The 18,457-nt window shown below is 72.1% G+C and carries 30 protein-coding genes; 6 read left to right on the forward strand and 24 right to left on the reverse strand.

The annotated features are described in order from the left end of the window. Window positions 1–10: 10 nt before the first annotated feature. The 19 genes from OG413_RS47120 to OG413_RS15815 form a co-directional block, all read right to left on the reverse strand. The gene (locus OG413_RS47120) at window positions 11–196 is read right to left on the reverse strand and encodes a DUF6011 domain-containing protein (protein WP_353962289.1); all 186 of its coding nucleotides are present in this window, start codon (window positions 194–196) and stop codon (window positions 11–13) included. Further along, complete coding sequence (locus tag OG413_RS15730) at window positions 189–539, reverse strand: hypothetical protein (RefSeq protein WP_266806101.1); 351 nt, start codon at window positions 537–539, stop codon at window positions 189–191. The genes OG413_RS47120 and OG413_RS15730 overlap by 8 nt, the downstream gene beginning before the upstream one ends. Then, window positions 536–670 (reverse strand): hypothetical protein, encoded by a 135-nt coding sequence (locus OG413_RS15735; protein WP_266806103.1) that lies wholly within the window; start codon window positions 668–670, stop codon window positions 536–538. The genes OG413_RS15730 and OG413_RS15735 overlap by 4 nt, the downstream gene beginning before the upstream one ends. Next, the gene (locus OG413_RS15740; RefSeq protein WP_266806104.1) at window positions 667–903 is read right to left on the reverse strand and encodes a hypothetical protein; all 237 of its coding nucleotides are present in this window, start codon (window positions 901–903) and stop codon (window positions 667–669) included. The genes OG413_RS15735 and OG413_RS15740 overlap by 4 nt, the downstream gene beginning before the upstream one ends. Then, entirely contained in the window at window positions 900–1,295 is a 396-nt protein-coding gene (locus tag OG413_RS15745) for a hypothetical protein (protein WP_266806106.1), read from the reverse strand. The genes OG413_RS15740 and OG413_RS15745 overlap by 4 nt, the downstream gene beginning before the upstream one ends. Further along, window positions 1,292–1,549, reverse strand: a complete 258-nt coding sequence (locus OG413_RS15750) for a hypothetical protein (protein ID WP_266806107.1) — start codon at window positions 1,547–1,549, stop codon at window positions 1,292–1,294. Before OG413_RS15750 ends, OG413_RS15745 begins: the two co-directional genes overlap by 4 nt. Next, on the reverse strand, window positions 1,537–1,851 hold the full coding sequence (locus tag OG413_RS15755; protein ID WP_266806109.1) for a hypothetical protein: 315 nt from the start codon (window positions 1,849–1,851) through the stop codon (window positions 1,537–1,539). The genes OG413_RS15750 and OG413_RS15755 overlap by 13 nt, the downstream gene beginning before the upstream one ends. Continuing rightward, window positions 1,848–3,452 carry a hypothetical protein gene (locus OG413_RS15760; protein WP_266806110.1) on the reverse strand — a complete coding sequence of 535 codons (1,605 nt, stop codon included), beginning with the start codon at window positions 3,450–3,452 and terminating at the stop codon, window positions 1,848–1,850. Before OG413_RS15760 ends, OG413_RS15755 begins: the two co-directional genes overlap by 4 nt. 24 nt (window positions 3,453–3,476) lie before the next feature. After that, window positions 3,477–4,202 (reverse strand): hypothetical protein, encoded by a 726-nt coding sequence (locus tag OG413_RS15765; RefSeq protein WP_266806112.1) that lies wholly within the window; start codon window positions 4,200–4,202, stop codon window positions 3,477–3,479. Then, on the reverse strand, window positions 4,195–4,623 hold the full coding sequence (locus OG413_RS15770; RefSeq protein ID WP_266806113.1) for a hypothetical protein: 429 nt from the start codon (window positions 4,621–4,623) through the stop codon (window positions 4,195–4,197). Before OG413_RS15770 ends, OG413_RS15765 begins: the two co-directional genes overlap by 8 nt. Beyond that, a complete protein-coding gene (locus tag OG413_RS15775) occupies window positions 4,620–4,835 on the reverse strand; it encodes a hypothetical protein (RefSeq protein WP_266806115.1) in 216 nt (71 codons plus the stop codon). The genes OG413_RS15770 and OG413_RS15775 overlap by 4 nt, the downstream gene beginning before the upstream one ends. Beyond that, a complete protein-coding gene (locus OG413_RS15780; RefSeq protein ID WP_266806116.1) occupies window positions 4,832–5,074 on the reverse strand; it encodes a hypothetical protein in 243 nt (80 codons plus the stop codon). The genes OG413_RS15775 and OG413_RS15780 overlap by 4 nt, the downstream gene beginning before the upstream one ends. Beyond that, entirely contained in the window at window positions 5,067–5,408 is a 342-nt protein-coding gene (locus OG413_RS15785) for a hypothetical protein (RefSeq protein WP_266806117.1), read from the reverse strand. The genes OG413_RS15780 and OG413_RS15785 overlap by 8 nt, the downstream gene beginning before the upstream one ends. Next, on the reverse strand, window positions 5,408–6,082 hold the full coding sequence (locus OG413_RS15790; protein ID WP_266806118.1) for a hypothetical protein: 675 nt from the start codon (window positions 6,080–6,082) through the stop codon (window positions 5,408–5,410). The genes OG413_RS15785 and OG413_RS15790 overlap by 1 nt, the downstream gene beginning before the upstream one ends. Beyond that, complete coding sequence (locus tag OG413_RS15795) at window positions 6,079–6,411, reverse strand: phiSA1p31-related protein (protein ID WP_266806119.1); 333 nt, start codon at window positions 6,409–6,411, stop codon at window positions 6,079–6,081. Before OG413_RS15795 ends, OG413_RS15790 begins: the two co-directional genes overlap by 4 nt. Further along, the gene (locus OG413_RS15800; RefSeq protein ID WP_266806121.1) at window positions 6,408–7,010 is read right to left on the reverse strand and encodes a hypothetical protein; all 603 of its coding nucleotides are present in this window, start codon (window positions 7,008–7,010) and stop codon (window positions 6,408–6,410) included. Before OG413_RS15800 ends, OG413_RS15795 begins: the two co-directional genes overlap by 4 nt. After that, on the reverse strand, window positions 7,007–7,357 hold the full coding sequence (locus OG413_RS15805) for a hypothetical protein (RefSeq protein WP_266806123.1): 351 nt from the start codon (window positions 7,355–7,357) through the stop codon (window positions 7,007–7,009). The genes OG413_RS15800 and OG413_RS15805 overlap by 4 nt, the downstream gene beginning before the upstream one ends. Window positions 7,358–7,449: 92 nt before the next feature. Beyond that, on the reverse strand, window positions 7,450–7,704 hold the full coding sequence (locus tag OG413_RS15810) for a helix-turn-helix domain-containing protein (RefSeq protein ID WP_266806125.1): 255 nt from the start codon (window positions 7,702–7,704) through the stop codon (window positions 7,450–7,452). Next, the gene (locus OG413_RS15815) at window positions 7,701–7,934 is read right to left on the reverse strand and encodes a helix-turn-helix domain-containing protein (protein WP_266806126.1); all 234 of its coding nucleotides are present in this window, start codon (window positions 7,932–7,934) and stop codon (window positions 7,701–7,703) included. The genes OG413_RS15810 and OG413_RS15815 overlap by 4 nt, the downstream gene beginning before the upstream one ends. Window positions 7,935–8,109: 175 nt before the next feature. Here OG413_RS15815 and OG413_RS15820 point away from each other — a divergent pair, with 175 nt between their 5' ends. Both OG413_RS15820 and OG413_RS15825 read left to right on the forward strand, forming a co-directional pair. Continuing rightward, window positions 8,110–8,496: a helix-turn-helix transcriptional regulator gene (locus OG413_RS15820; protein ID WP_266806128.1), complete on the forward strand. Its 387-nt coding sequence runs from the start codon at window positions 8,110–8,112 to the stop codon at window positions 8,494–8,496. A 323-nt stretch (window positions 8,497–8,819) separates the two neighbouring features. Next, a complete protein-coding gene (locus tag OG413_RS15825) occupies window positions 8,820–9,707 on the forward strand; it encodes a Bax inhibitor-1/YccA family protein (protein WP_266806130.1) in 888 nt (295 codons plus the stop codon). Between the two features lie 143 nt (window positions 9,708–9,850). Here the strand turns inward: OG413_RS15825 and OG413_RS15830 are convergent, their stop codons facing one another. After that, window positions 9,851–10,081 (reverse strand): DUF4287 domain-containing protein, encoded by a 231-nt coding sequence (locus OG413_RS15830; protein ID WP_266806132.1) that lies wholly within the window; start codon window positions 10,079–10,081, stop codon window positions 9,851–9,853. 101 nt (window positions 10,082–10,182) lie between these two features. On the opposite strand from OG413_RS15830, the gene OG413_RS15835 reads away from it, so the two are divergent. After that, window positions 10,183–10,500, forward strand: a complete 318-nt coding sequence (locus OG413_RS15835) for a hypothetical protein (protein ID WP_266806133.1) — start codon at window positions 10,183–10,185, stop codon at window positions 10,498–10,500. Between the two features lie 38 nt (window positions 10,501–10,538). Here OG413_RS15835 and OG413_RS15840 read toward each other — a convergent pair whose 3' ends face one another. From OG413_RS15840 to OG413_RS15850, 3 genes are all read right to left on the reverse strand, one after another. Next, window positions 10,539–11,426 carry a hypothetical protein gene (locus OG413_RS15840; protein ID WP_266810168.1) on the reverse strand — a complete coding sequence of 296 codons (888 nt, stop codon included), beginning with the start codon at window positions 11,424–11,426 and terminating at the stop codon, window positions 10,539–10,541. Between the two features lie 429 nt (window positions 11,427–11,855). After that, window positions 11,856–13,076, reverse strand: coding sequence for an acetyl-CoA C-acetyltransferase (locus OG413_RS15845; protein ID WP_266806134.1), 1,221 nt, complete (start codon window positions 13,074–13,076; stop codon window positions 11,856–11,858). 184 nt (window positions 13,077–13,260) lie between these two features. Further along, entirely contained in the window at window positions 13,261–14,268 is a 1,008-nt protein-coding gene (locus tag OG413_RS15850) for an SGNH/GDSL hydrolase family protein (protein ID WP_266810170.1), read from the reverse strand. A gap of 156 nt (window positions 14,269–14,424) precedes the next feature. Between OG413_RS15850 and OG413_RS15855 the strand changes: the two genes are divergently transcribed. Then, window positions 14,425–15,828, forward strand: coding sequence for a cystathionine beta-synthase (locus OG413_RS15855; RefSeq protein ID WP_266806135.1), 1,404 nt, complete (start codon window positions 14,425–14,427; stop codon window positions 15,826–15,828). A 431-nt stretch (window positions 15,829–16,259) separates the two neighbouring features. On the opposite strand, the gene OG413_RS15860 is transcribed toward OG413_RS15855, so the two are convergent. Next, window positions 16,260–16,679 (reverse strand): hypothetical protein, encoded by a 420-nt coding sequence (locus OG413_RS15860; protein ID WP_266806137.1) that lies wholly within the window; start codon window positions 16,677–16,679, stop codon window positions 16,260–16,262. Window positions 16,680–16,865: 186 nt separating this feature from the next. On the opposite strand from OG413_RS15860, the gene OG413_RS15865 reads away from it, so the two are divergent. Together OG413_RS15865 and OG413_RS15870 are read left to right on the forward strand one after the other, a co-directional pair. Next, window positions 16,866–17,711 (forward strand): MurR/RpiR family transcriptional regulator, encoded by an 846-nt coding sequence (locus OG413_RS15865; RefSeq protein WP_266806139.1) that lies wholly within the window; start codon window positions 16,866–16,868, stop codon window positions 17,709–17,711. A gap of 159 nt (window positions 17,712–17,870) precedes the next feature. Next, on the forward strand, window positions 17,871–18,437 hold the full coding sequence (locus OG413_RS15870) for a hypothetical protein (protein WP_266806141.1): 567 nt from the start codon (window positions 17,871–17,873) through the stop codon (window positions 18,435–18,437). The last annotated feature ends 20 nt before the right edge of the window (window positions 18,438–18,457 follow it).

The raw sequence follows: 18,457 nt of genomic DNA on the forward strand, positions 1-18,457 counted from the left end.
GTGCGGTGGGTCAGAGGCAGGGGCCGACGGGGACGTCGGCCAGGGCACGCGTCCGCAGGCTCGGCGGCAGGGAGAAAGGAACCTGTCGGGGTACGGCACGGGTCTTGCGGGCGCAGACCGGGCCCGTGCCGCGCGCCCGGGATGCCGGGTCGCGGAGGGTCCGGCCACAAACGGTGCAGCGTCGGGAGTCAGCCACCGTCCGTCTCCTGGCTCTCGTCGTCGGCCGGGTCGATGACGGCGGCGAGCTCGGCGAGGTGCTGGTCCCACCACCGGCTGACGCTCGTACCGGATGGAGGGCCCTCGGCGCGCCAGCGGGTCACCAGCTCGATGAGGCGGTCGTGCAGCTGCTCGTCGGGCCACTCGATCCGGGCGTCGGGGTATCCGGCCTGGAGGAGGTCGACGGTGCGGGCGGTGCTGCCGAGCCCCCACATCGGGTCGTCCATGACGAACGCCCGGCCGTTGGGGAGCTCGGCGCCGTCGAGGGCCTGGCCGTGCCAGAGATGAAGGCGGAACCCGCGGGCGAACGGGGCGGTGGTCACGGGCCCACCACCGTGATGCAGCGGCCCGACAGGCACAGGGCCTGCCCCTCGCTCACGTAGTGGACGTGCTCGCCCTGGGCGGCGAGTTCCTCGGCGACCGTGCGGGCCGGGCTGGTGTGGTCGGTGGTCATGGTGTCGGGGTCTCCTCGGTGACAGGTCGGGGCCGGAGCCGGCGCACGGTGCGGCCGGTGGTGCGGGGGCGGTAGGTGTGGCCGGGGCAGCGGTCCGGGCCGGTGCTCCACCCGGCCCGCTCGGCAATGGCGTACGCCTCGGCCGCGTCAGCGGTGCCGGTCGGCAGGTACACCCCGCAGGTGCCGTACGGGCCGTGCGAGACGTCGCAGCAGATGACCAGGGCGAGGCTCACCGCTGCTGCGCCCGGGCGCGGGGCGGGAGTTCGGAGTCGATCCACCACCAGCGCGTCCCGTGCTCGTCCGCGTGGCTGGCGAGGCGCAGCACACACTCGCTGTACAGGAGCGAGCGGCGCCCGGTGATGGCCTCCGGCGGCTGGGCATCGCGTCGCCCGGCGGGATCGGGCCGGGTCTCGGCGTGCAGGGCCTCGAGCTCGCGGCGTTGCTCGTCCTGGTGGTGTTCGGCGGTGCGCCGGATCCGCCGGCACCCGAGGAGGAGTTCGGCGGTGAGGGACAGGCCGAGAACTGCACCGGGCCAGGCGTGGTCCAGCAGCTGGGCCACGCCGGTGACGAGCGCGGCCAGGGCGAGGAGGGACAGGGCGGTGTAGCGGAGGCGGGCGGAGATCACGGCGTCCTCGTTTCGGTGATCAGCTGAGAGGGCGGCAGGGGGTTCGCGGCGCGGGTGGCGAGGGTGGAGCGGGTGCCGACCCGCCAGCCCGCCAGCGCCTCGATGAGCTCCTGGACGTGGTCGGCAGCGTCCGGGTCCGGCTGCCCGGCCCTGGCCGGGGCGCGGGTCCCGGCGTACGTACCGTCGGGCCACTCCTCCCGGCCGGCCTCGGCGCGCTCCAGAGCGGCGGTGTCCTCGGCCGTCAGCGCTGCCACGGGACCGGCCTCACGCTTGTCGTGGACCGTTGGGCGGTACGGCTGCCGCGCCGGGGCGGCGGTGCTGTGCACGTGGCGTGGTGCGGCATAGCCCGCCACTCACCGGGGCGGGCGTCGGGGCGGGCCGCCGTGATGCTGCGGACGTACAGCAGCCCGTCCGGGCCCTGCATCACGGCGAGGTTTCCGTCGGCGGCGGGCGCGGCGTCGACGGGCTGCCGGCGGCCGTGGGCGGTGGTGAGGGCCCAGCAGATCGGGGCGCGGCAGCTGCGGCAGGTGGCGATGTGGTGGCTGGCGGGCTTCATGCCGGGGTTCCTCCGTCGTGCTCGGGGTCGGTGAGGTGGGGCAGGACAAGGGCCCTGCCGTAGAGGCGGATCGCGGCCGGTGCGCCGAGCTCGGCGAGCGCCTGGCGGACGGCGGCCGGGGTGGCGGCCGCGCGCAGCTGCTCCCGCTCGGCCGGGCCCGGGGGCTCGGGGCCGGGGTTCGGTGGCGGCGGCCACGGAAGCCACCGCGTCGGCGGCCGCGCCGGGGCCGCCGGTTCGGGCTCGGGCTGCGGGGCGGGCTGCTCGGCTGCGGTCTCGACGGCCAGGCGCTCGGCTTCAGCGGCGGCGATGTCGGCGCAGAGGTGGCAACGGTCGCCGGTGGACCAGGTGGTCCCGGACTCGCAGGACGGCAGGCGGCATCCGTGACGGGGCAGTCCCGCGCCGAGGATCCACCGGCCGACGTCGCCCCGTCGTGCGCCCTCGGCGGCGGTCAGGCGGGAGTACCGGGTCAGCAGGCGGGCAGTGAGGCGCTCGGCCCCGGCCCCGGCGGACAGCTGGAGACCGATCTCCTGCCCGATGCGGCGCAGCACCCACGTGCGGATGCCGGGAAGTTCGGCCCGTACGGGCTCGAGAACCTGCCACACCCGGGGCGACAGCTGCAGTCCCGGCCCGCGGTACGTGCCAGCCTGGCTGTTGCTGCGCTTTTCGCCTTGAGCCGCACCCCGGAACGTCGCAGCAACCGAGTTATCCACAGGGGCAGGCCCGTAACTACCGGTGTTTCGCCTCCGGCGGATCCCACCACCCAGCCCGCTCTTTCGTCCGGGTCGGTCAGTCCTGTGGTCTTCCCTAGACGGGGAACCGTCAGCTGTGCGGGGAGCCGATCCGTCATGTATGTCAGGAGCCGCCGGAGCGGGCGCAGCCGCGGCCGGGGGCGTGGACGGCTCCCCGGCGGCGTCGTCCAGGACGGGGTGCAGGGGCCGCTGGTGTGCCTCGTAGGCGTGGCGGCCGCGCGGCCCCTGGCGGCGGTGGACGGTGATCCAGCCGGTGTCCTCCAGGCCGTCGAGGAGCCGCATCACCTGCCGTTCGCCGAGCGGCTCACCGGCGCTGTCGCCGTACTGGTGGCGTACGACGGCGCGGAGCTCGGCCAGGGACAGCGGCATGCGGCGGATCTGGGCGTAGCTGATGACCGCGTACAGGCGGAGCTGGCGGGGCGGTAGCGACGTCGCGGCGCGGGCGGGCAGCCACACGAACAGCTCAGCGGAGTCCATGGTGCGGACCCAGCGCTCGGCGGACTCGCCCTCACCGTCACGGGAGGTGTGCCGGACGGTGATGACCTCGGCGATGCCGTCCGTACCGGCGGTGGTGAGCTGCGTCAGCGCCCGTTCCACCGCCGTCTTGGACAGGCAGAGGTAGGTCGCGATCGTGGCGACTTCGGCGCGGCAGTTCTCGGGGCGCATCGCGAGGGCTGCGATCTTGATGTAGACGCTCAGGGCCGCGTCGGCGTACTGAGCGCCTACAACCAGGCGCAGGGGCACCCGGATACGCAGGCCACCGCCGGCGCGCGGCCGTGCCGATGCCGCGACGTGCGGCGGGCACGGCGCAGCAGCAGCGGGTGCTGCTGCGTACGCGACGGCGGTGGGCAACGGGTCTCCTGGATGCGGGGTTGGTCAGTTGCTGAGCTGGGCGGATTGCGCGGTGGCCCGGGCGGCGGCGAGCTCGCTCTGCCGGGCGCGGCGCGGCTCCAGGAGCACGAAGCCGACGGCGCGCTGAGCAAGGAGGCCGTAAGCGAACGCGCTGTCAGCCAGGCCCAGGGCGGAGCCGATGGCGTCGTGCATCTGTCCGGCCTCGTGGTCGCTGACGTAGTCCCGGCCCGCCAGGTCCTCGGCGTACTCCGCCGCACACATGTGCGCGTACCACTGGTCGTACGCGGCCGTGAGCTCCCCGGCCCCGGCATAGCGGCCCAGGCCGGTGATGCTCAGCTGATGGCGCGTCGGGGTGCCGTCCTCATCGGTGTTGAACTCGACCGCGTCCGGGGTCTCGCCGCTCTGGACCGCCCCCACCGCCCAGGCCGCGCCGGACGCGAAGAGGTGGGCCGCCTCGTCGTACCGATGGCGCAGCTCCGATTCCGACCGGCTGTAGAGGCCGTAGAGGCCGAACACGGCCTTCTCGTGAGGGGACGTGCGCCGCGTCCGGTAGTAGTCGGCATCGGCACGGCCACGCAGCCCTCGCAGGGCGACGCGCCCCTCGTGGACTTTGCGGCGGTCGACATCCACCGTCTGCACGGCCACTTGGGCAGCACGATGGGCGGTCTGGTACTCGCGGGCCGTCTCGTACAGCGCGTACACGGAGTCGGCCAGCGACTCGGTCCAGTGCTGGATCGTCTTCTCAGGCATCGGCGGAGCTCCTGGCCGTGGCGGTCTGGGCGCGGCGGGCGCGGGCGGCCGCGCCCCGCGGCATGGTGAGGATCAGGTCGGCGGTGTCATAGCGGCCGTCGGGCGGGGACAGGCGGAGGAATCCGCGGTCGCGCAGGGCGGTGAGGGCGACGGCAACCTGCCGGGCGTTGATCCCGGTGTTGTGGACAAGCCCGATGACCCGGGGCTGCTGGGCGATGTGGCCCGTACCGTCCGCGTGAGTCGACAAAGCAACGGCCACGAAACGGAAGTTCGCCGGGAGGGAACTGGCGAGGATCGCCTGCTGCCACGGCTCCCGGCGAGCCGAGGGCCTCGGGGGCGCCCCCACAGTCGGGGTGTCGGGGCGGGCGGCCGGGCGCCGGGACGGCATCAGGGCCGGGGTGGGGCGGGCGGCGGTCGTCATGACGGCGGCTCCTCTACGGGCAGGTTCGGGTTGCGGTCGGGGTGGTTGAGGTAGGCCCCGGCGGGCCAGCCCGGCCCCGGTGGGGGCTCGGGCCGGCCACGCCAGGCGCTGGGGGTGTGCCGGTCGCATTTCCAGCCGGTGAGGTACCGGCGGGTGTAGGCCAGGCCGTGGTCGGAGGCGAGGTCCTCGCACGGCCGGGGCGATCCGCTCATGACGCAGGGGCGTTGAGCTTGCGGCAGTGGGTGCAGACCAGGCCCTCGCCGGTGACGTCGTGCGGCCACTCCAGGTGGCCGCACGACGGCCGGTGACAGGCCACGAACAGGCGGGTCTCCGTGTCGCGTCCGGGCGCGGGCGACGTGGCCTGCCGGGCGGGGCCGAGCGCGGCGGACAGCCACCGCAGGCCGACGGCCAGGCCGACGGCCACGAACAGGACGGGCAGCCAGTCAGGCATCGGCCTGCCCCCGCTCCCGCACGGCGGCGGCCGTGCGGCGGGCATTCGTCGTCAGGCGCAGCTCGGCGAGGGCGATCCCGAACGTGGCGCACAGACCGCTGCACCACACCCGGTCCGGCTCACGCGACCCGTACACACCAGCCCGGGTCCACCCGGACAGGCCCGCGGAGGACTCGTCCAGGCTGTCCGCCTTCGCACCGCACCGGGGCGTCGCGCACTGCCCCGGAATCGCGACCGACCGGCCGGGCTCCGGCATCCCGTACACCGCGTCGGACTCGTCCTTGGTCTTCTTGCCCCTGGTGCGCGGCGGGGCGTTGAACCCGGCGGCGGCCATCACTCGGCATCCGGGGCGAACGCCGCGGCGACGGCGACCGGGACGACGATGTACCCCGTGTACTGCTCGTCGCCGCCGTCGACCTGAGCGACGAGCTCGCGCGGCGCCTCGGGGTCGTCCTCGTCGCCGATCCAGTCGTACATAACCGTGCGGTCGGCCGCGTACTCGCAGGACAGCGCGGACTCGGCGTGCGCCCGTGCGGCGCCCTCGGTGGTGTACGTGCCGAGCGGGATCGTCTCGTGCTCGGCCCGGTACACCGTCAGCGACTGCGCGGCGGCGGAGCCCAGGGCGTCATCGATGTGCGCCAGGCTCGCGAGTGCGTCCGCCCGCGCCGCAATCTCGCCGAGGTCCGCACTGACGACGGCCTCGCCGAGCTCCTCCAGGCCCCCGAGGCCCCGGGCTCCGGTGGGCTGCTCACGCAGGGCCCGGGACAGGGCGACAAGAACAGTCGTACGAACGTCGCGGACGGACACCGTCGGGGTGGACTCGCCCGGCCGGGTGTCCTTCCCCTCCTCGATGGCGTCGGCGATCCGATCGGCGAGAGAAGCGGCCATGCCGGTCCAGGTGTCGCGGCCGCCCTGCTGCAGCGGCTGCTCCACCGTGATGCGGGCGTCTGGACGGGCACCGGGCAGCACGCCCAGGATCGCGTCGAGGATCCTCGTGCGGGTCGTCATACCGTCCTCCTGGACAGACCGCCGAGGAAAGCGGCGAACGTCGACGGCGTCCTCTTCTCCTTGGCGGTGGTCTCGGCCGGGCACGCGGTGTAGGCGGCGTAGCGGTCGGCGTGGGTGATCGGGGCGGGGGCGGGGATGAGCGGGCCGTACGTCGCGTACACCTCGGACAGCGGCAGAGGGCCGTCGTCGCCGCACCGCATCAGGGGCTCACCGGCCTCGGTGCTGGCGCCGGTCCAGACCCAGCGGCCACCGTCCACATCTATCTGCGTACGGGTCAGGTCGATCTCGACGCCGTCGAGGAGCCAGACCGTCAAGGGCGTCGTGCTCATGCGGCACCGCCCTGAGCGGCAATCCACTTGGCGGCGGCCGTGAACGAGCGCAGGTCCTGCACCATGCGGGCCCAGCGGATCAGCCCGTATCCGTACTCGCCGTCGGGGGCCGGGACAGCGGTGGCCGCCCACTTCACGCCCCGGCGCGGTCCGCGGTCCTTGAGGATGGAACCGATGACGTTGTCGACGGTGACGCGGTCGACGCGGGCCCGGGTGACGAGGTAGCCCTCGGGCTCCTTGTCCTCACCGTGGCCCCAGCCGAAGAGGAGCGGGGCACCCGGGTACAGCCACACACCGCCGGCCTTCTTCGGCGGCTGCCCGTAACCGATCGCCTGCGTGCTGGTGCCGCGCATACCGTCGGCGTCGCCGGACATGATCCGGGCCAGGCCGCAGGAGGAGCACACGATCCGCAGGGACGTCCTGTCATACCGGTCGGCGTGCCCGCACTCCTGGGTGGGGCAGGTGTGCGAGGTGCCGCCGGTGACGCTGCGGTACGCCCCGGACTCGGTCCGCATATCGACGGTCCAACTCGGCTTGGCGCAGCCGGGCTTGTGGTCGAGTTCGTCCCACGCCAGGTAGGAGTCCGTGAGGAAACTCATTCCGCCACCGCCGGGGCATCGGCCGGGTTGGTGGTCCAGATGGTGACGCTGACGCCGTCGACCGGGGCGACCACCTTGTAAGTGGTGCCGCCGCCAGCGGCCGGGGTCTCGGCGACCGGGACGTCGTACGCGGCGGCGATCTCCAGGAGCGGAGCGAGCAGCAGATAGTGGACCTCGCCGACGTAGTCGCCGGTGCTGCCCCAGCTCGTCTGGCCAGCGTGGAACGGCCCGGCTGCCGACGGGACGCCGATAGCCTTCCACGTGGCGTTCATCGCCAGCCGCAGGCCGGACTGCCACGCGGGCGCCGGTGCGGGCTGGGGAGTGGCGCCGATAGTCTCGGTGGACACGGTTACCTCGATTCGTTGGGTTGAGGTGTGCCGGTTGAGGGGTCGCCCATGGACCAGGCCCGGTCCGGGCGGCCCCGACGTATGTGCGGCGGTCAGCCGGTCTTGTGGGTCTGCTTGGAGGGCCGGATGCTCGCGAGCGTGAGCGAGGCCGGGGCCGTGGTGGCGGAGGTCTGCGCGCACTTGGGCCGGACACGGAACATGTCCTTGATCGCCTCAAGCTCCGACTCGTCGAAGCTGATCGCCCGCCCCATCCGCTGGTGCGGCAGCTTCTTGAGGTTCTCCTCGAGGAAGTGCGGCCTGCAGCGCAGATATTCGGCCGCCTCGGCCACGGTGTAGTTCTGGCTCATGACCCCGCCCCGCTCTCCTGCGCGTCGAACCCCAAGGCGTCCAGGCCCAGGACTCGGGCCAGACCGGCTCGCAGACGCGGGCGAGGCTGTGCCTTGCCGCGTTCGATGCGGCTGAGCTGTGAGTTGTGGACCTTCACGCCTTCCTCGGCGCACTTGGCCACAACGTCTTCCAGCGTCATCCCCAGTCGTAGGCGCTGCTGTCGCAATGCCCCTGCGTTCGTTTGTGCCATGCTGCGCAGATTAGGGCAGACCAAACACAGAATGCAACAGAGTTGTGTGGATCTGCGTGTCTGGAACGTCGCTCTTGACGGTCAGGCCGCCCTAACCAACTGGCTTGATCTGCGCTAATCTGCGTTCGGTCGCCCGGACGGAGGCGTGCCGCCGTCGTTACGAAAGGCGTTGACCGTGCCGGAGCAGCTATCGCCGCTCGATGGTGAGATGAACGCCCGGCGCCTGCAGCTGGGAATGGCGTGGAAGGAAGTTGCCACCGCCGCTGGCATTTCGTACGAGACGCTGCGCGCCGTGAGGAAGGGCCAGACGTCCGGCGCGCCGTTGACTCTCCGAAAGCTTGAGCAGGCGTTGCGATGGATGCAGGGCAGCATCAATCGAGTGGAGCAGGGCGGGAAGCCGACCCCGGACCCGGCTGCCGAAGCCGCCGGCGGCCGAGCGCCGGACCTGTCGGACCCGCGGGCCGCAGCCGTGGTGACGATCCTGGAAAGCCTGCCGCCACGGGTTCAGAAGCAGGTCCTGGCGCGGCTCAACGAGATGGCCGAAGACGCGCACGGCGAGTGAGGTCGCCGTGTTCCCGTGGGAACACGGCGCCCCCTCGAACCGGCTTGGAGTCTCCTCGAACCGGCTCGAAACCGGGATTGCATCCCAGGTCGGAGGCGAAAGCCCAGGTCAGGAGTCCCGGTGGGTCCGGTTCGAGTCCGGCTCCGGGCACCATCACCGTTGTCGGTGGGCGCGTCGGTCGACCCGGGGAATCGTGTCGGTCGACCCGGAGACTACTTCAGCGATCAACTTTCATAAAGATCCTCCCCTGGCACTAGGGTGATTCCTTTGCCCACCCATTACTCTTGTCGCGAGGCCACGCGGTGTGGCCATGGAGGAGAGCAATGAGGAGCAGCAACCCGGTCTTCTCGCGACGGGGGTTCAGCCGCGACAACGGTTCCGCAGGCTTCAACGCGGCGCCGCAGGCCGGGGCCCCCGCGACGGGAACCAGTCCGTACGCACAGGGCACCGCCGCCAACCCGTACGCGACGAACCCCTACGCGCAGCAGGACGTCCAGTACGGCGCCCCGCAGGCGCCCGCGCGCTCCGGCGCGATGACGATCGACGACGTCGTCACCCGTACGGCGATGACGCTGGGCACCGTCGTGCTCACCGCCGCGCTCTCCTGGGCGCTGCTGCCGGTCGACGAGGCGAACCTCGGCAAGTCCTACGGCATCGCGATCGGCGCCGCCCTCGTGGCGTTCGTCCTGTCGCTCGTCCAGTCCTTCAAGCGCAAGCCGGTCCCGGCGCTGATCCTCGCGTACGCCGCGTTCGAGGGTGTCTTCCTCGGTGTGATCTCCAGCGCCGTGAGCACCTACATCGGCCCCGGCACGGTGATGCAGGCGGTGATGGGCACCATGTGTGTCTTCGCCGGTGTGCTCATCGCGTACAAGATGCGCTGGATCCGTGTCACCCGCCGGTTCTACGGCTTCGTGATGGCCGCCGCCATGGGCTTCGTGCTCCTGATGATGGTCAACCTGCTGTTCTCGGTGTTCGGCGGCGGTGACGGCCTCGGCTTCCGCAGCGGTGGCCTCGGCATCCTCTTCGGTGTCATCGGCATCATCCTCGGCGCGTGCTTCCTGGCCCTGGACTTCAAGCAGGTCGAGGACGGCGTCGCGTTCGGCGCACCGCGCGAGGAGTCCTGGCTGGCGGCCTTCGGCCTCACCATGACCCTGGTGTGGATCTACCTGGAGATGCTGCGTCTGCTCTCCATCCTCAACGGGGACGACTGACCGCAGGCGCAGAGGACGTGGAGGGCCGGTACGACGGCCCGCACCGGGCCGGTACGACGGCCCGCGCCACGACCCGCGCAACGGAACGGCCCGCAGGCTCATCACCGCCTGCGGGCCGTTCCGTTTTCCATGGCGTCGTACGCCTACAGAAGCTTGCGGGCGGCCCTTCTCAGGTCGTACTCGTGGATGATCGCCTTGGCGTGGCCGTAGGCGAGTTCGTGCTCGCCGCGCAGCCAGCTGACCTTCTCCTCGAACCGCAGGAGCGAGGGGCCTTCGTCGACGGTGCGGAGCCAGTCGGAGATCTCACGACCGGTGCATTGAGGGATCCGGGAGAGCAGGTTGCGATGGGTTTCTTCGGAGAAGACAGGTGACATCGGCGCCTCCGACGCAGTGCGCGTTGCTGGTCCTTCCCGACACCGTGCCTGAGCGTTCGCCCATTGGCAACCGTCCTGCGCGGGCGCGTAGGGTCGGGCGGGTGCTCGATACGACGCCTCTGATCACCGCCGTGGACCGATTCGCCGACCGTCTGCGGGCCGCTCCGCAGAGCCGGCTCCAGCGCGGCGCGGCCGCCGAGGCGCTGGCCGCGGCCAGGGAACTGGCCGTACGGGCCCAGCGCATCGAGCGCCCCGACCGGGAGCCGCGCATCGTGCCGGACGCCGGGATGTTCGTCGTCGGCGACCAACTCACTGTCGCGGGACGTGATTTGGCGGCGGCACTGGTAACGGCCCCGTCCGTGGAGCTGGACGAGGCCGTGCGATTCGTGGAACAGGCGGCGGCGCGGGCTTTCGCGTAGGGGGAGACCCGCGCCCGTGGGGGCGTACCGCGTAGCGGCTAGAACGAGGCGATGACGCGGTCGGCGAGGATGTAGACGTTGTCCTCACCGCAGGAGAACGTCAGCGCGTAGGCGCCGGAGACGCCGGAGCCGCCCAGCAGCACCGGCCGCCGGCCCGCCCGCAGCGCGTCGGCGAGGCGCTCGGCCGTCTCACGGTGGCCCGGGGTCATGCAGAGCGTGGTGCCGTCGGCGAAGACGTACACATCGAGCGTGCCGAGCGGGCCGGGGCGTACGTCGGTGAGCTCCGTGGCCGTGTCGGCCAGCTCCTCAAGACGGCTCACGGTCCGCTCGTGGTCGGTGACCACGGGTGTCTGTACGGGGACGAAGTCGGGGTGCGAGGGGTGGCGGCGGCGTGCGGCGGCCAGCTCGGGGGAGTCCTCGGGGAACTCCGCGTACTCGGCGATCTCGGGCAGATCGATGAGTTCGGCGGGCTCGTGCTCGTACTCGCGCTCGGCCGAGGTCCGCTCGCTCAGCGACGCCAGCTCCTCCAGCGCCTCGGTGGCTTCCAGGTCCATCGCGTCGAGACCGGCGAAGTCCGCCTGACGGGGGAAGAAGAACGGGGAGTCGTCGCCGAGCGCGTTCAGGCCGCCCAGCAGGGACGGGGCGTCGGCGGCGTCACGGGCTTCCTGGGCGGCCCAGAATGCCCGCGCCTCGGCCAGCTCACGCTCCCGCTCCTCGGCGAGCGCTTCGGTGACGGCCGCGCGTATCTCCTCGGCCGGAGTGAGGGTGCTGCGGCTCTGCGGTGGCACGGACGCGCTGTGTATCCGGCCTTCGGCCAGCTCCGTACGCAGGGCCGCGACCTGCTTGCGCAGCCCGTGAGCGGCGTGCAGGGCGGCGGCGCCGACGGCCGTGGCAGCGGCGGTGGTCAGCAACAGGGCAAATGACATGGCGCTCACTGACTACTCCCGGTTTCAATCGATCCCCCGACTTCCTACATCAGCTTGGCCGCTACCCGCGCGTGCTGTCAGTGCATTACGTCACGAAATGGACAGGTCTTTGGGCCTGGGGTTTAACCCCATAACGGCTGTGACCTGCGGAAATGACTCTCCCCCGGGACGCAGATCACATCCTGGGGGAGATTCGGTCACGGTCGGGGCTCGGCCCGGTTCAACGGCCGGCTTGCGAGGGAGAGGGAAGGGCTCGGCAGAGGCAGGTGCCTGCGCTGCGGGCAGGTGCCGCCCTCGTGCCTCGGGCGACCCCTACCCTCCGCTGCGGCTCAGCTCAGCCGCTCGCTGTTGTTGGTCGCGTTCGCTTCGCCTGCGCTGCGGGCAGGTGCCGCCCTCGTGCCTCGGGCGACCCCTACCCTCCGCTGCGGCTCAGCTCAGCCGCTCGATGACCATCGCCATTCCCTGGCCGCCGCCCACGCACATGGTCTCCAGGCCGAACTGCTTGTCGTGGAACTGGAGGCTGTTGATCAGCGTGCCGGTGATCCGGGCGCCGGTCATGCCGAACGGGTGGCCGACCGCGATGGCGCCACCGTTGACGTTGACCTTGTCCAGCGGCAGGCCGAGGTCCCGGTAGGACGGGATGACCTGGGCGGCGAAAGCCTCGTTGATCTCGGCCAGGTCGATGTCGTCGATGGTCAGCCCGGCACGCTTCAGCGCCTGCTTGCTGGCCTCGACCGGGCCGTAGCCCATGATCTCGGGGGACAGGCCGGAGACGCCGGTCGACACGATCCGGGCCAGCGGGGTCAGGCCCAGCTCGCGCGCCTTGGTGTCGGACATGATCACGAGAGCGGCGGCGCCGTCGTTGAGCGGGCAGCAGTTGGCCGCGGTGACCAGGCCGTCGGGGCGGAAGACCGGCTTCAGGCCCTGCACGCCCTCCAGGGTGACGCCCGCGCGCGGGCCGTCGTCCTTGGAGACGACCGTGCCGTCCGGGGTGGTGACCGGGGTGATCTCCCGCTCCCAGAAGCCGTTCTTCAGGGCTTCCTCGGCGAGGTTCTGCGACCGTACGCCGAACTCGTCCATGTCCTGGCGGGTGATGCCCTTGGTCCGGGCCAGGTTCTCCGCGGTCTGCCCCATCGCGATGTACGCGTCCGGGACCAGGCCGTCCTCGCGCGGGTCGTGCCAGCTCGCGCCGGACTCCTCGGCACGGGCGGCGGTGCGGGCCTCGGCCTCGGCGAACAGCGGGTTGTGCGTGTCGGGCCAGCTGTCGGAGTTGCCCTTGGCGAAGCGGGACACCATCTCGACGCCGGCCGAGATGAAGACGTCGCCCTCGCCCGCCTTGATCGCGTGCAGCGCCATGCGGCTGGTCTGGAGCGAGGAGGAGCAGTAGCGGGTGACCGTACAGCCGGGAAGGTGGTCCATCCCCATCTGTACGGCGATGATGCGGCCCAGGTTGTTGCCCTGCTCGCCGCCGGGGAGACCGCAGCCGAGCATCAGGTCGTCGATGTCCCTCGGGTCCAGCTCGGGAACCTTGGCCAGCGCGGTCCGGATGATGGTCGCGGTCAGGTCGTCCGCGCGCAGGTCCTTCAGGGACCCCTTGAAGGCCCGGCCGATCGGCGAACGGGCAGCAGAGACGATCACGGCTTCGGGCATCACGCGGCTCCATGAGGGCTGGAAGGCTGGCTGGCTTTCTGGACTGGCGGAACTGTCTTGGAAGTTACCCGGACGTATCGCCGAGGTCACCCGGCAGACCATGTGATGCGGGACTCTTTTCTAAGCGCTCGCTCAGGCCCGGGAGGGGTGGCGCTCCCGCGGGCGGCCGCCCCCTCCCGCGCGGCTACGCGTGCCGGTGCGCGGTGTCCGGGTGGGGGTGCGGGTGGGGGTGCGGTTCCGTGGCCGCGGGCAGACGCCGCCGCCTGCGGTGCTTGAGGAGGGCCCAGGGAGCCCGCGCCCCCGTGACCTCCGTACCGGCCTCCATGGCCGCCTGGGAGGCCGCCTTGGCCACCGGCAGCATGTCCTCGCGCCGCGACCCGTCGAGGTGATCGGTCTCCGGCCACAACCCCAGCACCGCGCACAGGGTGGGCAGGACCGCCATGGCCGCGGTCGCGTACCCCTCCGCCGAGGGGTGGTAGTTGTCCGGGCCGAACAGCTCCCGAGGGTTCGCCTCGAACTCCGGGCCCAGCAGGTCCCCCAGCGACACCGTACGCCCGCCCTGTTCCACCGAGCCGATGGTCTGCGCGGCGGCCAGCTGCCGGCTCACCCGCCGGGCCAGCCAGCGCAGCGGCTGGTAGACCGGCTCGATCGTGCCCAGGTCCGGGCAGGTCCCGACCACCACCTCCGCGCCCGCCGTCCGCAGCCTGCGTACGGCGGTGGTCAGACACCGTACCGACTGGGTGGCGGGCATCCGGTGGGTGACGTCGTTCGCCCCGATCATGATCACGCAGACGTCCGGCGTACGTGCCGGGTCGGCCAGCAGCAGCGAGACCTGCCGCTCCAGATCGTCGGACCTGGCCCCCGGCAAGGCCACGTTCCGCAGATCCACCGGGCGCTCGGCCACCGCGGCCAGCCCCGAGGCGAGCAGCGCCCCCGGGGTCTGCCCGGCCCGGCGCACCCCCTGCCCGGCCGCCGTCGAATCACCGAGCAGCCCGAACCTCAGCGGGTCCGAAGGCCCGGCGAACGCCACCCCGTACCGCCCGTCCGCGCTCGGCGGAACCGGCGCCGTACCGCCGCCCACCTGCCGTTTGGCGAGCTGCACCTCGGCCAGCATCACGCCCACGGCCGCGGCTCCGATCAGCCCGATGCTGCCGCCGCCGTAGGCCGCACCCGCCGCGATGCGCCGTGCCACCCTTGCTCTCGACACAGTCCGGTCCACCTCCTCCTCGCCGTACCGCCGTACACGTACCTACCTGCCCCGTGGAGGGCGGCGTCCAATCGCTTCACCCAATCTCGCCCCCGTACGCATACTCTGGGCCGGACCATCTCGGAGATCCCGGAGTACACGGTGCAATTCCACGATTCGATGATCAGTCTTGTCGGCAACACCCCGCTGGTGAGGCTGCGCAACGTCACGGCAGGTATCCAGGCGACGGTCCTGGCGAAGGTCGAGTACTTCAATCCCGGCGGGTCCGTGAAGGACCGCATCGCGCTGCGCATGATCGAGGCGGCCGAGGCGAGCGGGCAGCTGCGGCCCGGCGGCACGATCGTCGAGCCGACCAGTGGCAACACGGGCGTCGGCCTCGCCATCGTCGCCCAGCAGAAGGGGTACAAGTGCATCTTCGTCTGCCCGGACAAGGTGTCCACGGACAAGATCAACGTGCTGCGGGCGTACGGCGCCGAGGTCGTCGTCTGCCCCACGGCCGTTGACCCCGAGCACCCGGACTCGTACTACAACGTCTCCGACCGCCTGGTCCGCGAGACGCCGGGAGCCTGGAAGCCCGACCAGTACTCCAACCCCAACAATCCGCGCTCGCACTACGAGACCACCGGTCCCGAGCTGTGGACGCAGACGGAGGGGAGGATCACCTACTTCGTCGCGGGCGTCGGCACCGGCGGCACGATCACCGGCACCGGCCGCTATCTCAAGGAGATCAGCGACGGCGGCGTGAAGGTCATCGGCGCGGACCCGGAGGGCTCGGTCTACTCCGGCGGCTCCGGGCGTCCGTACCTGGTCGAGGGTGTCGGCGAGGACTTCTGGCCGACGGCGTACGACCGCACCGTCACCGACGAGATCGTCGCGGTGTCCGACAAGGACTCCTTCCAGATGACCCGTCGCCTCGCCAAGGAGGAGGGCCTGCTGGTCGGCGGCTCCTGCGGCATGGCGGTCGTGGCGGCGCTGGAGGTCGCGCGGCGGCTGGGCCCGGACGACGTCGTCGTCGTCCTGCTGCCCGACAGCGGCCGCGGCTACCTCAGTAAAATTTTCAATGACGAGTGGATGGCCGACTACGGCTTCCTCGACGACACGGGCCCCTCCGCCCGCGTCGGCGCCGTCCTGGACCACAAGGACGGCCCGCTGCCGACCCTCGTCCACATGCACCCGGAGGAGACGGTCGGCGAGGCCATCGAGGTGCTGCGCGAGTACGGCGTCTCCCAGATGCCGATCGTGAAGCCGGGCGCCGGTCACCCGGACGTGATGGCCGCCGAGGTCATCGGCTCCGTCGTGGAACGGCAGCTGCTGGACGCCCTGTTCACCCAGCGCGCCTCGCTCACCGACCCGCTGGAGAAGCACATGTCGGCCCCGCTGCCGCAGGTCGGCTCGGGCGAACCGGTCGAGGACCTGATGGCCGCCCTCAGCGGCGCCGACGGGGCGGACGCGGCGATCGTGCTGGTCGAGGGCAAGCCGAAGGGCGTCGTCAGCCGGCAGGACCTGCTGGCGTTCCTGGCGAAGGACGCGGGCGCGAAGCCGTGAAAGCCGTGACGGGCTGATGGCCGTGACGCGGGGGCACGGAGCCGTGACGAGGTGAGCCGGGCCTTCGCGAAAACGGTACGAGCGCGTCACGTCCGCGCAGCACCGGCTTAACACGACTCCGGCAGATTGGTGGGTGTCGGCAGGGAAACCCGTCGGCACCACATACGGCGACATGGATTACGGAGCGGCTCCCGGAACTCCACCGTCGCCAGGACGCGGGCACCCGGCCCTGACCCGGACCGCGTCCCTCGCGGGGACCGCCGTCGTCCCGCCCCCCGGGCAACCGGGGGTGCGGCGGTCCCCGCGACATATTCACGCGCGGAGCCGGACAGCCGCCCTCAACCGTCTGAGCCGTCTGCATGGTGTGCGGGCCGGGCAGTCGCCTCAGCCGTCTCGGTCGTTTTCTTGTTGCGCGGGCCGTCCCAGCCGCCTCAGTCGTCCCAGTCGGACTTCGGCCGCCGGTCGGCCTGCCGGAACAGCCCGCTGCCCCGCGCCGCGTGGACCGCGTTCACGCCGACGATCCCGAGCCAGGCCACGACGAGCCCCCTGATGCCCGCGTTGGCGACGCCGATCGCGGAGAGCGGGATGGCCAGGACCAGCGAGATCACCCCGAATCCGAAGCGCTCGCCGAAGTTCTCCGCGGTCCGGGGCGATCGGGCACCCCGGGCCGTGGACATCTGCCGCTCGGCGAGCTGACGCCGCACCTGACGGTCGAGCGTGGTGTCGAGACGCTGCTCGACCTTCTCCAGGAACGAGTCGATGAGCGCGGACTCGTACTCCGGCCCCAGTTCGCTGCGGGCCTGGAGGGTGGCGTCGAGCTCCTTCTTGAGCTCGTGGTCGCGGGCTTCCATGCTCCTCACGGTACGAAGCCGGAGGGGCCCGGCGCAGTAGGGCTAGCCCCCCGGTTGGGCCCGGCGTCGCGTTCCGGCCCACGGCCCGACGCCCCGTGGGCCGGTGGCCCGGCGGCCTGTATATGGACATGCAGCCCGCAGACTGACTGAATGGATGCGTCGGTGACGGACTCCGGAGGGGACACCATGAGCGGGAGCAGCCCCGCTGCACGGTTGCAGCGGCTCTTCGAGGGGCACCGGCTCACGCCCACCCAGCGGCGTATCGCGCACTGCATGGTGCGCCGGGCGGCCGACGCGCCGTTCCTGTCCAGCGTCGAGCTGGCCGAACTGGCCGGAGTGAGCCAGCCGTCCGTCACCCGGTTCGCGGTCGCGCTCGGCTTCGACGGGTATCCGGCGCTGCGCAGACACCTGCGTGAGGTCGCCCCCGCCGACGGGCAGCGGGCCGACGCCGAGGACACGTACAACGAGTACCAGCAGGCGGTCCGGGCCGAGATCGAGAACCTGCGCCAGCTGTCCGAACTGCTCGCCGACCCCGGTCCCGTGGAGCGGGCGGGGCAGCTGCTGGCCGGGTCGTGCCCCCTGCCCGTGCTCGGGCTGCGGGCCGCGTCCTCGCAGGCGCGCGGCTTCGGGTACTTCGCCGCCAAGGTGCACCCCGACGTCCGGGTGCTCGACGAGGGCGGCAGCACGCTGTACGACCGGATCGACTCCGCCCGCCGGGCGGGGGCCTCCGCGCTGATGTGCTTCGCGCTGCCGCGCCACCCCAAGGAGGTCGTGGACGCGCTCGCGTACGCCCAGGGGCTCGGGCTGACCGTGGTGACCGTCGCGGACTCGGCGTTCGCCCCGGTGGCCGGGTACAGCGATCTGCTGATTCCGGCGGCGGTCGGGTCCGGGCTCGCCTTCGACACCGTGTGCGCGCCGATGCTGCTGGGGCGCGTGCTGCTGGAGGCGATGTGCGACGGGCTGCCGGACGCGCAGGCGCGCCTGGAGGAGTTCGACGCGCGGGCCGTGGCGCGCGGGCTGTTCGTGGAGTAGCGCCGGGGAGCGGCCCGCCATGGAGCGGCTCGCGGCCGTCCGCGTGCCCGTGACCGCGCTCGCGCCCATGGCCCGCCCGGGTTCTCAGACGTCACTCATCTACAGCCATTAATCTCCGCGCCCAGAAGCACACAGCCGGGCGCGGAGAGAGGTACGGACATGGGGCGCGGAGCGCAGTCACTGGCACGGGTGGCCGTGATCGTACGGGCCGGAGCCGCACCGCTGTGGTGGCCCGGACTGCTGGCCGCCGCGGTCGGGGCGCTCCTGCCGGGGCTCACCGGGCGCCGCATCGGTCTCCTGGCCGGGGCCGCGCTGTTCCTCGTCACCGCGGCCGTAGTCGCTCTGCTGCGCGGCGGGCGGTACGCGGAACTGGCCCGGGGCGCCACCCGTGCCGGGCGCACCGACTTCCTCCAGGACCGGGCCGTGACCGTACGCGACTGGCGGCGCGGGCACCGGTGGTGGCTGGTCGGGGCGTTCGTGGCGGCACTCGCCGCCGGGCTAGCGCTGCCCGGGGCCGGGGGTCTCATGCTCGCCGGGGCGGGCGCCGGTCTCTGGATCAAGGCCGTACGCATCGGCCGGCGCGAGCACCGGGACGACGTCCTGTACTGGGTGCGCACCGACTGGGTGGAGCGCGGACGGCCCGCGGGCAGGCGGGTGAAGGGGTACCGGACGACGGGGCCGGTGGCGGGGGACGCCGCGCCGGGCGGGGCGCGGCGCCGCCGCTGAGTTCTCCGGTGCCGGGCGGC

Source organism: Streptomyces sp. NBC_01433 (assembly GCF_026340105.1).
Taxonomy (GTDB): domain Bacteria; phylum Actinomycetota; class Actinomycetes; order Streptomycetales; family Streptomycetaceae; genus Streptomyces.

Coding starts and splice junctions, on each gene's coding strand:
- OG413_RS15735 (WP_266806103.1), bottom strand. CDS start 670: ATGACCACCGACCACACCAGCCCGGCCCGCACGGTCGCCGAGGAACTC.
- OG413_RS15755 (WP_266806109.1), bottom strand. CDS start 1,851: ATGAAGCCCGCCAGCCACCACATCGCCACCTGCCGCAGCTGCCGCGCC.
- OG413_RS15765 (WP_266806112.1), bottom strand. CDS start 4,202: ATGCCTGAGAAGACGATCCAGCACTGGACCGAGTCGCTGGCCGACTCC.
- OG413_RS15770 (WP_266806113.1), bottom strand. CDS start 4,623: ATGACGACCGCCGCCCGCCCCACCCCGGCCCTGATGCCGTCCCGGCGC.
- OG413_RS15775 (WP_266806115.1), bottom strand. CDS start 4,835: ATGAGCGGATCGCCCCGGCCGTGCGAGGACCTCGCCTCCGACCACGGC.
- OG413_RS15780 (WP_266806116.1), bottom strand. CDS start 5,074: ATGCCTGACTGGCTGCCCGTCCTGTTCGTGGCCGTCGGCCTGGCCGTC.
- OG413_RS15785 (WP_266806117.1), bottom strand. CDS start 5,408: ATGGCCGCCGCCGGGTTCAACGCCCCGCCGCGCACCAGGGGCAAGAAG.
- OG413_RS15790 (WP_266806118.1), bottom strand. CDS start 6,082: ATGACGACCCGCACGAGGATCCTCGACGCGATCCTGGGCGTGCTGCCC.
- OG413_RS15795 (WP_266806119.1), bottom strand. CDS start 6,411: ATGAGCACGACGCCCTTGACGGTCTGGCTCCTCGACGGCGTCGAGATC.
- OG413_RS15800 (WP_266806121.1), bottom strand. CDS start 7,010: ATGAGTTTCCTCACGGACTCCTACCTGGCGTGGGACGAACTCGACCAC.
- OG413_RS15810 (WP_266806125.1), bottom strand. CDS start 7,704: ATGAGCCAGAACTACACCGTGGCCGAGGCGGCCGAATATCTGCGCTGC.
- OG413_RS15815 (WP_266806126.1), bottom strand. CDS start 7,934: ATGGCACAAACGAACGCAGGGGCATTGCGACAGCAGCGCCTACGACTG.
- OG413_RS15825 (WP_266806130.1), top strand. CDS start 8,820: ATGAGGAGCAGCAACCCGGTCTTCTCGCGACGGGGGTTCAGCCGCGAC.
- OG413_RS15830 (WP_266806132.1), bottom strand. CDS start 10,081: ATGTCACCTGTCTTCTCCGAAGAAACCCATCGCAACCTGCTCTCCCGG.
- OG413_RS15840 (WP_266810168.1), bottom strand. CDS start 11,426: ATGTCATTTGCCCTGTTGCTGACCACCGCCGCTGCCACGGCCGTCGGC.
- OG413_RS15845 (WP_266806134.1), bottom strand. CDS start 13,076: ATGCCCGAAGCCGTGATCGTCTCTGCTGCCCGTTCGCCGATCGGCCGG.
- OG413_RS15860 (WP_266806137.1), bottom strand. CDS start 16,679: ATGGAAGCCCGCGACCACGAGCTCAAGAAGGAGCTCGACGCCACCCTC.
- OG413_RS15865 (WP_266806139.1), top strand. CDS start 16,866: ATGAGCGGGAGCAGCCCCGCTGCACGGTTGCAGCGGCTCTTCGAGGGG.
- OG413_RS15870 (WP_266806141.1), top strand. CDS start 17,871: ATGGGGCGCGGAGCGCAGTCACTGGCACGGGTGGCCGTGATCGTACGG.